Here is an 11623-nt window from a genome sequence, read left to right on the forward strand (position 1 = left end):
AGGACTTCAAATGTTCGGCTTTCTGCGCGGCTACTTTTCTCACGATCTCGCAATTGATCTTGGCACTTCAAACACGCTGATCTACATGCGCGGGAAGGGCATCGTCCTCGACGAACCCTCCGTCGTGTCGATTCGTCAGGAAGGCGGCCCGAATGGCAAAAAAACCATTCTGGCGGTGGGCAAGGAAGCCAAGGAGATGCTCGGCAAGGTACCGGGCAACATTGAAGCCATCCGCCCGATGAAGGACGGCGTAATCGCCGACTTCAACATCACCGAGCAGATGATCAAGCAGTTTATCCGGATGGCGCATGCGCCCCGTATGTTTGCACCGTCTCCGCGCATCATCATCTGCGTGCCGTGCGGATCGACCCAGGTCGAGCGACGTGCGATCAAGGAAGCCGCACATAGCGCGGGCGCGTCGCAGGTCTACCTGATCGAGGAACCGATGGCCGCCGCAACCGGCGCCGGCCTGCCTGTTTCCGAAGCCACGGGCTCGATGGTGGTCGATATCGGCGGCGGCACGACGGAAGTCGGCGTGATCTCGCTCGGCGGCATCGTGTACAAGGGTTCGGTGCGCGTCGGCGGCGACAAGTTCGACGAAGCCATCGTCAACTACATCCGCCGCAACTACGGCATGCTCATTGGCGAACAAACGGCCGAAGCCATCAAGAAGGAAATCGGCTCGGCGTTCCCCGGATCGGAAGTCCGGGAAATGGAAGTGAAGGGCCGCAATATGTCGGAAGGCATCCCGCGCAGCTTCACGGTCTCCAGCAATGAAATCCTTGAAGCGCTGACCGATCCGCTGAACCAGATCGTGTCGGCGGTCAAGATCGCGCTCGAACAGACGCCTCCGGAACTCGGCGCCGACATCGCCGGGCGCGGCATCATGCTCGCAGGCGGCGGCGCGCTGCTACGCGATCTCGACCGCCTGCTCGCGGAAGAAACCGGCCTGCCGGTGTTCGTCGCAGAAGACCCGCTGACGTGCGTCGTGCGCGGCTCGGGCATGGCGCTCGAGCGCATGGACAAATTCGGCAGTATCTTTTCGTACGATTGACGGTGGCGGCGATGACACCGCCACCGCATTCCGCAACCCATCCGCCTGCCCTTCCAGCGACTTCGCCGTAGTCACGGCTTGAAGAACTGGACCCAGTCCCGCCAAGCCGAGGAAAGCTTTGTCCGTGATTTGACGTACCGCGAAAGCGAAGTCGGAGGCTTCATGTATCAACGGTCTCCACGACTGCCAGATTCGAACTCACAGCGATCGGCCGGCGGTTCCCACGCCATGTACCGGGTGAGTGAAGGTGTAATGCATTGAAACGCCTCGTCAGCATCGGCCGCGGAGAAAGGTCTAAGAACAATCCGCGATGATTCAATCTGGATATTCATCGGGGCGTCGGTTCGAGTTGCTGTCTCAAAAAATGCCTCTCGTGCTGGCCGCTGAAACCGCAGAGGCGACCGAATTCGGTATAGCCAAGCTTTTTGTAGAATCCGGGTGCCTGAAAGCTTAGCGTGTCGAGAAACGCGCGTTTGCATCCCCTCTGCAGGGCCTGGCTTTCAGCTGCCGCCATTAGGCTGGAAGCTAATCCCCCTTTCCGCGAACGCTCGTCCACCCATAGGAACTGAATCTCAAGGTATTCCCGGTAGGTTTTCCCCGTCAGGCCGGCAATAATCCGCTTCTCGTCGTCGCGGATGAAAACGCTCAGCGTCCGGACGTCCTCGTTCGTAAACGCTGCGTTTTGTACGCGCGCGTCTGTGCAATCACGAACTCTTCGTCAATAACGTCGGGGGTATCGGTTACTTCGAGCCGCAGAGGAATAGGTTGCATTGAGATAGATATTGCATTGTTGACGATCTTTGCGGCATTGTCGAACATCTCATCCTGGGCCGGCTTGTGCCCGTCGACGATCGGCAGCACACGACACGATTGACGCCGATGCTACGCGTGCGGTGCATTCACCACGGAATCACTGAAGGTTTGCGACAGTCACGGATTGCTCCTGCGAATTGGAGATCGGATCTTCAAGTCTCCCAGTCGATGGAATGTCCATGGCTTGGCTCCCCATCCCGACTCCTCTACAATTGACGCGTGAACACAATCTGCGTCAACCGGACTACCACGATGAGCCGGCCGCTGAATATGGATTTGCGTGCCCGCGCGGAACTGCTTACCTATCTGGTCGCATCGCACCTGCTGACGCGCGAGATGACCGGTGAGTGGCTTTCCGTAGAGCACGTCGTTGAATCCACCAAGCTGTGGCTCTCTTCGAACGGGGGCGGCGCCGACCTGATGCAGCGTGCGCACCTGGCGAGTCAGGCGCTGGATATTGCGAAGCGCATTGCACTCACGTCGGCAACCCGGTTCGATTCCAAAACCGTTACCGGCATGTTCTGCGAGAATCTGCGCCTGGACTTTCGTTCGGCTGCGGTGAGGGAGACCTACCAGACGTGCCTGAACCGGCTGGTCAGTCAAAGATGGTATTAGTTGCAGGCACCGCAACAATTCAGGTGCGGTCCACGTCCGAGGAAACGATGACCGATAACGTTGAGGTCAATGTTGTGCCGGGTGGCCAGTCGGGCGGCCCGCTTGACGCCGCATGCGCCCATGTCCTCCAGGTCACCCATGCACGGTGCGCTGCGGTCATCGCGCTTGACGGTGAAGCGGGCTCCGGTTACTCGGTCAGGGGGCCGCTTGACGCACAGGTTCTGCTACCCGATATCCTGGAGCAGATGGCACAGACATTACGCCTGCAGCTTGCCAGAAATCTGAATTGAGCATGCGCGAGAGCACGTATCTCGATCTGAGGGCGAAACTCGCCATCCTCGACGAGCAGATTGAGCGCGCCAGGGCCGCCGAACGGTCCGCAGCGATCGAACGGATCCGCGAACTCATGGACGAATACAACATCTCACCCCACGAAGTCGTGCCCCGACGGCGCGGCCGGCCGCCGGTGCCACCGCGCTATAGAAATCCTGCAACCGGGCAAACCTGGACGGGATGGGGCAAACGGCCCGCCTGGCTCGCTGGAAAGAATTCACGCGAGTTCCTCGTCGCAAGAAGTACCTGACCCACGTCATTACCCAGGCCAGGAAGAAGCTGCATCTTAAACTGCAGAACGGTCACATTATGTGCGGCAAGCACCAAGAAGGCCCAATGCCCCGTAGCGACCCAGAAGGGACAGACAGGGACAATCCGTAAATGACCGTTGATAGCACTCGAGCCGCCGTTCGGTAAGCGCGGATCAACTTTCCCTCAGGGGGCAACCGAACAGATTTGAAGGCACCCTTCCGACAACGTCGTATGCGCATGTCGAACGGACCGCATCCTCAACCACAGCGCCGCGAAGCAACCTGAACGGCTACGTCGACGGAAAACCGTAGAGCACAGCGGGATTTCCGACCAGGATACGATGGCGCATCGCCTCGTCTGGTGCCCAAGTTAGCAGCAAGTCGAAAAGGTGTGCATTACCGGGTTTCTGATACTTTTCAGTGGGACGAAGCCCATCGTTACCCATAATATCCGCCCTGGAACGGTAGCAATAACCGCGCGAGCCACGGCCGCTGCGTCGTCCTATACGCGGCAAGTTCAACCTTCATTGTCTATGGCGAACCACGAGAATAAACAACCGGAATCGAAAGCGGTCTCGTCGAATCGCTCGCTCGAACGCGGGCTCGAGTTGCTACACGCTTTTGGCCCTGGTGCGACGCTTCTTGGAAACGGGGATCTCGCAGAGCGCACCGGCCTGCCGAAGGCGACCGTGAGCCGGCTCACGCGAACACTTGTGGCAGCCGGCTATCTGGAACACGATTCGGCACGCAGGGCATACAGGCTGGGACTACCGGTGCTCAGTCTGGCGCAAGCATTGCGCAGCGGATCGACGGTGCTCAAGGCGGCCGGCCCTCTCATCCGCGACACCGCGCAGAAAATGCATATCAATGTTGGAATCGCGGGTGCCGATCGGGAAGAGATGGTCTATCTCGAATCGATCCGCTACAACCAGCGTGCGTCGTTGCGTACGGTCGTGTCAGGGCAACGCGTGCCGATGGAACTGACGTCGCTCGGCCGGGCGTATCTCGCGATGCAGCCGAAGGCCGAATTCGCCGTGCTGATGGACGCCTTCGAGCGGCGCGGACGAAGCGGCTGGGCGGGTCTCGCGCGTGAAATCGCTCAAGCCGTCGCTGCTGTGCATCGAAACGGCTTCTGCGTCGCGAGCTGGCAGCCGGAAGTGGTTGCGCTCGCCACGCCGCTCGTCATTCCCGGACACCGGTTGCTAGTACTCAACTTCAGCGTACGCACGGCGGAGTCACAAGACAGCGTCGTGCGCGAACTGGCGGCGCCCCTGCTGCGTCTGCGCGACGAGATCACCGTCGAATGCGCGCGCCTGGAAGATTGAGGGCTACGAGCGTCCCGTTCACTCCCGACGCTCACTGATCGCGCGCGCCGGAATACCGAGCACCACCGCGAGCCCGCCAAGGATGGACACGACCGCAACCGCATAAAGGCCCATGGCGCTGCTGCCAAAGTGCGTCGACGCATAGCCGATCACCGATGGCGCCGAAATGCCGCCAAACTGGCCGAGGCTGCTAATGAGGCCGATGCCGCTTGCCGCGACCGTGCTCGACAGATACGCGGGCGGGATCGTCCAAAACAGCGACAGCATGCCCAGATAGCCGGCCGTCGCCACGCAAAGGAGTGCCACCAGAACGCCTGCGTGATTAGCCGCCGCTGGCAGAAGCACGACGCCCAGCGCCGCCATCAATGCGCTCGCCATGAAGTGCCACCGCCTCTCCAGCATACGATCCGAGTTCCGGCCGAGCAGAAACATCGCCACTGCACCGACTACATATGGAATCGCCGACAGAAGCCCAATGTGCCAGAAGTTCGATACGCCGCTTTTCTGGATCACGCTCGGGGCCCAGATATGCACGACGATGCTCGCCCACGGCACGCTGAAATACGCGAACGTCAGGAAATAGAATTTCGGCTCCTTCAACGCGACCCAGATCGAACCTTGCGCGCGTGCCGCCTTCGTTTGCGCGTCCCGCTTCAGTTCCGCGAGCAACAGGGCTTTTTCGTCCTCCGAGAGCCATGTCGCCTGCTCGGGACGGTCGGTCAGATAGATATACGCGAAGAGACCGGCGACCACCGAGGGCAAGCCCTCGAGCAGGAATAGCCACTGCCAGCCTTTGAAGTCGAGAAAGCCCGACATGCTGTTCAGGATCCACCCCGACACCGGCCCGCTGATGATGCCCGACACGCAGATCGCCGTCATGAAGATCGACGTGACGCGCGCCCGTCGCGCGGCCGGGAACCAGTAGGTGAAATAGAGGATCACGCCCGGAAAGAACCCTGCCTCGGCCGCACCCAGCAACACGCGCGCAATGTAGAACTGCGTTGGGGTCTGCACGAATGCGGTGGCTGCCGACACAATGCCCCACAGCCCCATGATGCGCATCAGCGTCTTTCTGACGCCGACCCTCGCGAGCCACAGATTGCTCGGCACTTCGAAAAGCATGTAGCCCACATAGAAAAGCCCGACGCCCAGGCCGAATGCGGCGTCGGAGAGGCCGATGTCCTGCGAGAACTGAAGATGCGCAAAACCGATATTCGCGCGGTCCAGATACGCGAAGACGTAACAGACGAACAGGAACGGCAGCAGCCTCCGGGTGACTTTCCGATAGACAGCCTCTATCTGAGGCTGCGCTGCGGCGCTGACTTCAATGGGATTGGAAGGGGCTGCGTGCATCCTGTCTCCGCTCTTTATAGGTGGCCGCAGGTGCGTCATGGCAAGTGTCCTGCGTTGGAATCCATTATCGGCGGCGAACGTTCGATGACAACCGGCCAATTCCGCAGGGTGGAATTGGTCGACTGTTCGGGCGAAAGCGCTCCCCGTTCCACACAGTGGAACTGATGGGGTGTCTTCGACGGTCGGTGCGACTAAGCTGCACTAGCGGATTGACCCAGTCAGCCGATTCCAATTCAACCATCGAGACACGCATGAGTCCCTCCACCATTCAAGTCACTATCCACTCGCGGATCGCCACGATCACCCTGAATCGCCCCGAAAAACGCAACGCCATCGGCAACGAAATGCGCGCTGAACTCATTGCGGCGCTCGAGACCGTGTCGCGCGACCGGGACGTCCGCGCCGTTGTGTTGACCGGTAACGGCAAGGGGTTCTGCGCGGGCGGCGACGTGAGCGGCATGGCCGAACGCATGGAAGCACCCGCCGGCGAAGTCGCGTTCAACGGGTGGTCTCGCCAGCAGATCGTGCATCACACGGTGAACCTGCTCTATTCGATGCCCAAGCCGACCATCGCCGCAGTGAACGGAGCAGCGGCAGGCCTCGGCGCCGATATGGCGCTCTCGTGCGACTTCATCATCGCCTCGCAAGAGGCGAGCTTCGCGTGGAGCTACATCAAACGCGGCCTGATTCCGGACGGCGGCGGCATGTTCTTCCTGCCGCGCCGAGTCGGCCTCGCGCGTGCGAAGGAGCTGGTCTTCAGCGGACGCAAGGTCGATGCGAAGGAAGCCCTTGAACTCGGGATTGCGGATCGCCTGAGCGACGCCGAGTCTCTGCTTGGCGATGCGCATGCATGGGCCGCGGAACTGAGCCAAGGATCGCCTACGGCGCTAGCGCTCGGCAAGACCATTCTCAACCAGAGCTACGAACTGTCTGCGCATCAGGTCTTCGCGCAGGGAAGTCAGGCACAGGCCGTTTGCTATACGAGCCAGGAACATCGCGACTCAGTACTCGCGTTCCTGAACAAGACGAAGTGAGCGCGAAGGAAATCGACATGAACGCAATTTCAAAATTGATGCGGCCGGCGAGTGTAGCGGTGATCGGCGCATCGGCGGACGCCTCCAAGACTTCAGGCCGCCCGGTCGCATATCTTAGGAAGCACGGCTTCGACGGCGACATCTATCCGGTCAATCCTCGTTACGACTCGATCGATGGTTTGCACTGCTATCCCGATGTGGCATCGCTGCCGCACGCGCCCGATGTCGCCATCGTGTTGCTTGGGGCCGAGCGCGCGCATGTCGCGGTGAGAGCGCTGGCAAGCCGTGGCACGAGCGCTGCGATCGTGCTGGCGAGCGGCTATGCGGAGATTGGCGAGGAAGGCGTGAGGCGTCAGGCGCAATTGATCGAGGGAGCCGGTTCGATGCGGCTGCTCGGGCCGAACACGATCGGGCTCGTCAACTTGACCGATCACATCACGCTTTCGGCAAGCGGCGCGCTCGAGACCGATGCTTTCACGGTTGGGGGGATCGGCGTCGTGTCGCAAAGCGGCGGGATCCTCGGTTCGCTGCTGTCGCGGGCGGCGGCTCGAGGGATCGGCCTGTCGAAGCTTGTGTCGACCAGCAATGAAGCCGATCTCGACATGGCGGATTTTGTCGACTATCTCGTCGACGATGATTCGACTTCCGTCATCGCCCTCTATATGGAGGGACTGCGTCATCCCCACCGATTCCGCGCGGCGGCCTTACGCGCGGCCGCCGCGGGCAAGCCGGTCGTCGTGTTCAAGATCGGGCGATCGGAGTCCGGCGCACGCTCGGCTGTCTCTCATACGGGCGCGCTGGCTGGCTCCGACCGCATGTACGACGCGCTCTTCAGCCAGGTTGACGTTATTCGTGCTCAAACTTTCTCCGACTTGCTCGACATTCCTCATGCGCTTGCGACACGTCGCAAGCTGGCGGGACGACGTGTCGCAATCCTGACCTCAACCGGCGGCGCAGGCACGCTCGTCACCGACAGCCTCGGCATAGCGAACTTCGAGACTCCACCTCCCGACCGCGCGACCGCTGCCCGCCTGCGTTCGTTGCAAACCGGCGACCATGCGGTGCTCGACCGCAATCCAATCGATGTGACGCTTGCGGGTCTGCAACCGGATCTTCTGCGCGGCGCGATTCGCACGCTGCTCGAGAGCCTGACCTACGATGCAGTGGTTGTGATCGTCGGATCGTCGGGCCTCGCGATGCCTGATCTGATGGCCGGGGCGATCCGCGATTCGCTGCCCGACAGCGACAAACCCGTGATGGCATTCGTGAGCCCTCACGCGCCGGAGATCACGCGTTTACTCAATGTGCAGGGCGTACCCGCTTTCATTTCGCCTGAAAGCGTGACGAGCGCGCTTGCGGCGATGTGGCAGCACGATGAGTCCGTTCGACGTGCCGTGCGTTCGGCCGAAAGCCTGCCTGAAGCCGACGTCGATGTGAGCGACCTGCCCGCCGGCTCGTTGAATGAAGCGCAAGCGAAGGCGCTCTTTGCCCGCTTCGGCGTAAGATCGGTACGCGAACGGGTGGTGGGAAGCGTAGAGGAAGCGGAAACGGCGGCCCGCGAACTCGGCGGCAAGGTCGTGCTCAAGCTGCTGTCGAATGCAATCACGCACAAGAGCGACGTCGGCGGCGTGGCGGTCGATCTGAACTCGGACAACATCGGTGCGCGCCTGAACCTCATGCGCGATGAGGTCCAGACCGCAACCGGCGTGTCGGCGGACGCATTCCTTGTGCAGGAAATGGTAAGCGGCGGCACAGAACTGATCCTCGGTCTTCATCGCGATCCGCTCGGCACCGCTTTGCTGCTCGGCATGGGCGGCGTCACGGCCGAACTTTTCAAGGACACCACAATGCGTCTCTTGTCCCGCGAAGCTCCGCTTTCATGTGATGACGCGCTCACGATGATCCACGAATTGAAAACCTGGCCGCTGCTCGACGGCTTCCGTGGGCGGCCACGCGCCGATGTCGATGCACTCGTGAACGCGATCGTCGCATTTTCGAGGATGGCGATGCAGCTTGGGCCAAGGATCGTCGAAGCAGAGATCAACCCGATCTTCGTTCTGCCGGCGGGACAGGGCGTGCGGGCCGCAGACGGCGTCGCCGTGCTGGCATAGGAGGCACGCGATGAATGACGACGCACTGATCGCTTGCGCCGAAGCATCCGGGCTGGCGTATCTTGCTGCTGCCGAAAGCGAAGCTGCGAATCCCGCTCATATCGGCCTTGCTTTACCTCCACCACAAACGTAGGAAAAACATCGCGGTCAACCTCACGAAGAATGGCTTTAAGCGTGTCTGGTTCATCACGGGCGCGTCGCGCGGCCTGGGCGCCCTGATCGCCCAGGCGGCCCTGGCTGACGGCAATGCGGTGGTTGCCGCCGGCCGCAATGTCGCAGCGATCGCCGAGCGACGCGGCGACTCGCCGGCACTGCTCCCCGTGGAGCTGGACGTCACGGACGAAGCCCAGGCGAAGGCCGCGGTTCAAGCCGCGATCGAGGAGTCCAGCGATGCGGATGTGCGCCGTATGTACGACACCAACGTGTTTGGTCTGCTGAATATCACGCGCGCAGTTCTGCCGATGATGCGCTCGCAGCGGTCTGGTCACGTCATCAATATGTCGTCGATCGGAGGCTATCGGTCCTCTCGGTGCGTACTGTTCGACAAAGTTCGCAGTCGAAGGCTTGACTGAAGCATTGTGCGCCGAACTGAAGCCACTCGGCATTCATGCAACGGTCGTGGAGCCCGGCTACTTCCGGACTGACTTCCTCGATGCGTCATCGCTCGTTGTCGCACGCGAGGTCATCGCAGACTATGACGGGACATCGGGGAACGTGCGTCGAAACGCTGCCAACCTGAACCACAACCAGCCAGGGAACCCCGCGAAGCTCGCAGCAGCCATGGTCGAACTGGTCGACGCGCAAACGCCTCCGCTGCGGCTGCCGCTTGGCACCGACACGCTGAAGGCCATCGCTGAGAAGAATGCGTATGTCGAGCAGGAAACCGAAACCCGGCAAGCGCTGTCGGCATCGACTGACTTTCCCGCTTGATGCTTGTAGATCGGATAGGCGAGCGCCGGGTGACGGCCAAGGTTCGAGTCCGGAAGAGGTAACCCGGGCGAATTGCGCAATCGAAGCCGCGTTACCGGCGAGATCGACAAAATAATCGCTGCAGGCGGTGCTGATCGTGACGAGCGGACGGCAGATGCGGATGACCGCTATCTGTTGCGGTATCAGGCACTCGAAAAAGTAGCGTGACCGACTCTTCCTGGCCGGCAAGCGACCGTTCACCGGCCGGCCGCGCCACGCTACCCGTCGGTTTGCCGGCCACGATACTAGCGACGAACGCGGACACTGCGCAGAACAGCAGCAACGACGGATGCGAACGGATGAGCAGCGGCCCACAGGGTGACGCCTGGACCATGACCTTCGAGAGACAAAACCGTCCCGTGTGCAACGTGTGTATGCGATAGGGTGAGGGACCGCTCGATCCGGGAGAGCAAACTCACCGGTGCCGGATCGAACGTGTCATTGCGGGAAAAGCGGGCGTAACTGCCTGTACAGGGCGCGGAACGATGCCAGCCGGGCCGACAGTGTCGAATGCCGCTCAGCGTCAGGAAAGAATTCCTGCAACACCAGCGGCGCACGGATTACGACCGAAAAATCGCCGTCAGCCGCAAGCCAGCCGAGACGTGCGGCTCCAAGCGCAGCGACGGACTGGGCATCCGGCTGCCGGCGTATGGGTACCCCAAAGGCATCAGCGACCAACTGTGCCCAGTGTGCACTGCGTGCGCCTCCACCAATAAGAGTGAGCGCGGTCTCACGGGTGCCGTCCGCATGCAGGGCGTCGAGGCCGTCTGACAAAGCAAACGCGACGCCCTCAAGCACCGAATAAGCAAGCGTCGCGCGATCGGTCGAATCGACAAGTCCACAAAACACGCCCTGGGCGTACGGATCATTGTGCGGTGTTCGTTCGCCGGAAAGGTATGGTAGGAACAGTGGGGCTTTGGCGCGGTAGTCTGCGCTGACACTCTCGACCTCACCCAGCAAACTTGCTTCGTCAGCCGAAGTGAGGTTGCACAGCCAACGAACGCAGCTGGCCGCAGACAGCACGACGCTCGTTCGGTGCCACCTGTTCGGTATCGCGTGGCACAGCGCGTGAACTCCCAGATGTGGGCTCGGCCGAAACTGATCGGTGACGACGGATAGTACTCCCGATGTACCGAGCGACAGGAATCCATCCCCGGCCTCCGCTGCGCCCACGCCCAACGCGCTCGTCGCGGTGTCGCCCCCGCCCGCAGCAACGATTACGTTTGCGGGCAGGCCAAGTTCGCTGGCGACGCTGCGACGCACGACGCCGGCCGCCCGGCACCCTTCTTCAATCGGGGGCACCTGCATGCGTGTCATGTCGCAGGCCTGCAAAAGCTCGTCAGACCACTCGCGGCGCGCAACGTCGAGCCAAAGGGTTCCCGACGCATCTGATGGGTCCGTGAGCTTTACGCCGGTCAAACGCAGACGTAAATAGTCTTTCGGCAGCAGGACGCACGCCAGTTTCCGGAAGTGCTCCGGCTCGTGGCGTGCTACCCATAGCACCTTTGGCGCCGTGAGCCCTGGCATTGCGCAATTGCCCGCGATTTCGTGCAGCCCTGGTGCGCGCGCCGTTAGTTCATCGCATTCGCTGACGCTGCGCATATCGTTCCACAGAATCGCGGGGCGCAGCGGCCGGTCATTGGCATCAAGGAGAACAGCGCCGTGCATCTAATCGAGCGCGGCGCGAACTTGCGCGATGGCCGCATCGCGCCCGATCAATCCCGTCGGAAACGGCGGTAAGGTACGTCGTGCCTTACCTGGCGCA

The 11623-nt window shown here is 61.5% G+C and carries 10 protein-coding genes and 2 pseudogenes; 8 read left to right on the forward strand and 4 right to left on the reverse strand.

Annotated elements, in window-relative coordinates; genetic code table 11:
* The first annotated feature begins 10 nt into the window (after positions 1 to 10).
* Positions 11 to 1054, forward strand: coding sequence for a rod shape-determining protein (locus tag P3T21_RS35035; RefSeq protein WP_429260471.1), 1044 nt, complete (start codon positions 11 to 13; stop codon positions 1052 to 1054).
* Between the two features lie 328 nt (positions 1055 to 1382).
* Here P3T21_RS35035 and P3T21_RS35040 read toward each other — a convergent pair whose 3' ends face one another.
* Complete coding sequence (locus P3T21_RS35040) at positions 1383 to 1703, reverse strand: GNAT family N-acetyltransferase (RefSeq protein ID WP_429260481.1); 321 nt, start codon at positions 1701 to 1703, stop codon at positions 1383 to 1385.
* A complete protein-coding gene (locus P3T21_RS35045) occupies positions 1700 to 1915 on the reverse strand; it encodes a hypothetical protein (protein ID WP_429260472.1) in 216 nt (71 codons plus the stop codon). The genes P3T21_RS35040 and P3T21_RS35045 overlap by 4 nt, the downstream gene beginning before the upstream one ends.
* Positions 1916 to 2119: 204 nt before the next feature.
* On the opposite strand from P3T21_RS35045, the gene P3T21_RS35050 reads away from it, so the two are divergent.
* The 4 genes from P3T21_RS35050 to P3T21_RS35065 all read left to right on the forward strand — a co-directional run bounded on the left by P3T21_RS35050 (position 2120) and on the right by P3T21_RS35065 (position 4391).
* The gene (locus P3T21_RS35050) at positions 2120 to 2482 is read left to right on the forward strand and encodes a hypothetical protein (RefSeq protein ID WP_429260473.1); all 363 of its coding nucleotides are present in this window, start codon (positions 2120 to 2122) and stop codon (positions 2480 to 2482) included.
* A gap of 47 nt (positions 2483 to 2529) precedes the next feature.
* A complete protein-coding gene (locus P3T21_RS35055) occupies positions 2530 to 2772 on the forward strand; it encodes a hypothetical protein (RefSeq protein ID WP_429260474.1) in 243 nt (80 codons plus the stop codon).
* Positions 2773 to 2774: 2 nt separating this feature from the next.
* On the forward strand, positions 2775 to 3065 hold the full coding sequence (locus P3T21_RS35060; RefSeq protein WP_429260475.1) for an H-NS family nucleoid-associated regulatory protein: 291 nt from the start codon (positions 2775 to 2777) through the stop codon (positions 3063 to 3065).
* Positions 3066 to 3599: 534 nt separating this feature from the next.
* The gene (locus tag P3T21_RS35065; RefSeq protein ID WP_429260476.1) at positions 3600 to 4391 is read left to right on the forward strand and encodes an IclR family transcriptional regulator; all 792 of its coding nucleotides are present in this window, start codon (positions 3600 to 3602) and stop codon (positions 4389 to 4391) included.
* An 18-nt stretch (positions 4392 to 4409) separates the two neighbouring features.
* On the opposite strand, the gene P3T21_RS35070 is transcribed toward P3T21_RS35065, so the two are convergent.
* The gene (locus P3T21_RS35070) at positions 4410 to 5744 is read right to left on the reverse strand and encodes an MFS transporter (protein WP_429260477.1); all 1335 of its coding nucleotides are present in this window, start codon (positions 5742 to 5744) and stop codon (positions 4410 to 4412) included.
* Positions 5745 to 5995: 251 nt separating this feature from the next.
* On the opposite strand from P3T21_RS35070, the gene P3T21_RS35075 reads away from it, so the two are divergent.
* The 3 genes and pseudogenes from P3T21_RS35075 to P3T21_RS35085 all read left to right on the forward strand — a co-directional run bounded on the left by P3T21_RS35075 (position 5996) and on the right by P3T21_RS35085 (position 9819).
* The gene (locus tag P3T21_RS35075) at positions 5996 to 6778 is read left to right on the forward strand and encodes an enoyl-CoA hydratase/isomerase family protein (RefSeq protein WP_429260478.1); all 783 of its coding nucleotides are present in this window, start codon (positions 5996 to 5998) and stop codon (positions 6776 to 6778) included.
* Between the two features lie 17 nt (positions 6779 to 6795).
* A complete protein-coding gene (locus tag P3T21_RS35080; RefSeq protein WP_429260479.1) occupies positions 6796 to 8889 on the forward strand; it encodes an acetate--CoA ligase family protein in 2094 nt (697 codons plus the stop codon).
* A gap of 107 nt (positions 8890 to 8996) precedes the next feature.
* A pseudogene (locus tag P3T21_RS35085) lies at positions 8997 to 9819 on the forward strand (SDR family NAD(P)-dependent oxidoreductase).
* A 477-nt stretch (positions 9820 to 10296) separates the two neighbouring features.
* Here P3T21_RS35085 and xylB read toward each other — a convergent pair.
* Positions 10297 to 11526: pseudogene (xylB, locus tag P3T21_RS35090) on the reverse strand (xylulokinase); the annotation flags it as partial.
* Positions 11527 to 11623: the final 97 nt, after the last annotated feature.

It is taken from the genome of Paraburkholderia sp. GAS334 (genome assembly GCF_050436625.1).
In the GTDB taxonomy this organism is placed as follows: Bacteria; Pseudomonadota; Gammaproteobacteria; order Burkholderiales; family Burkholderiaceae; genus Paraburkholderia.

What these genes read in the sequence shown, in the direction of transcription:
- P3T21_RS35035 (WP_429260471.1), top strand. Translation starts at nt 11, where the DNA reads ATGTTCGGCTTTCTGCGCGGCTACTTTTCTCACGATCTCGCAATTGAT.
- P3T21_RS35050 (WP_429260473.1), top strand. Translation starts at nt 2,120, where the DNA reads ATGAGCCGGCCGCTGAATATGGATTTGCGTGCCCGCGCGGAACTGCTT.
- P3T21_RS35055 (WP_429260474.1), top strand. Translation starts at nt 2,530, where the DNA reads ATGACCGATAACGTTGAGGTCAATGTTGTGCCGGGTGGCCAGTCGGGC.
- P3T21_RS35060 (WP_429260475.1), top strand. Translation starts at nt 2,775, where the DNA reads ATGCGCGAGAGCACGTATCTCGATCTGAGGGCGAAACTCGCCATCCTC.
- P3T21_RS35065 (WP_429260476.1), top strand. Translation starts at nt 3,600, where the DNA reads ATGGCGAACCACGAGAATAAACAACCGGAATCGAAAGCGGTCTCGTCG.
- P3T21_RS35070 (WP_429260477.1), bottom strand. Translation starts at nt 5,744, where the DNA reads ATGCACGCAGCCCCTTCCAATCCCATTGAAGTCAGCGCCGCAGCGCAG.
- P3T21_RS35075 (WP_429260478.1), top strand. Translation starts at nt 5,996, where the DNA reads ATGAGTCCCTCCACCATTCAAGTCACTATCCACTCGCGGATCGCCACG.
- P3T21_RS35080 (WP_429260479.1), top strand. Translation starts at nt 6,796, where the DNA reads ATGAACGCAATTTCAAAATTGATGCGGCCGGCGAGTGTAGCGGTGATC.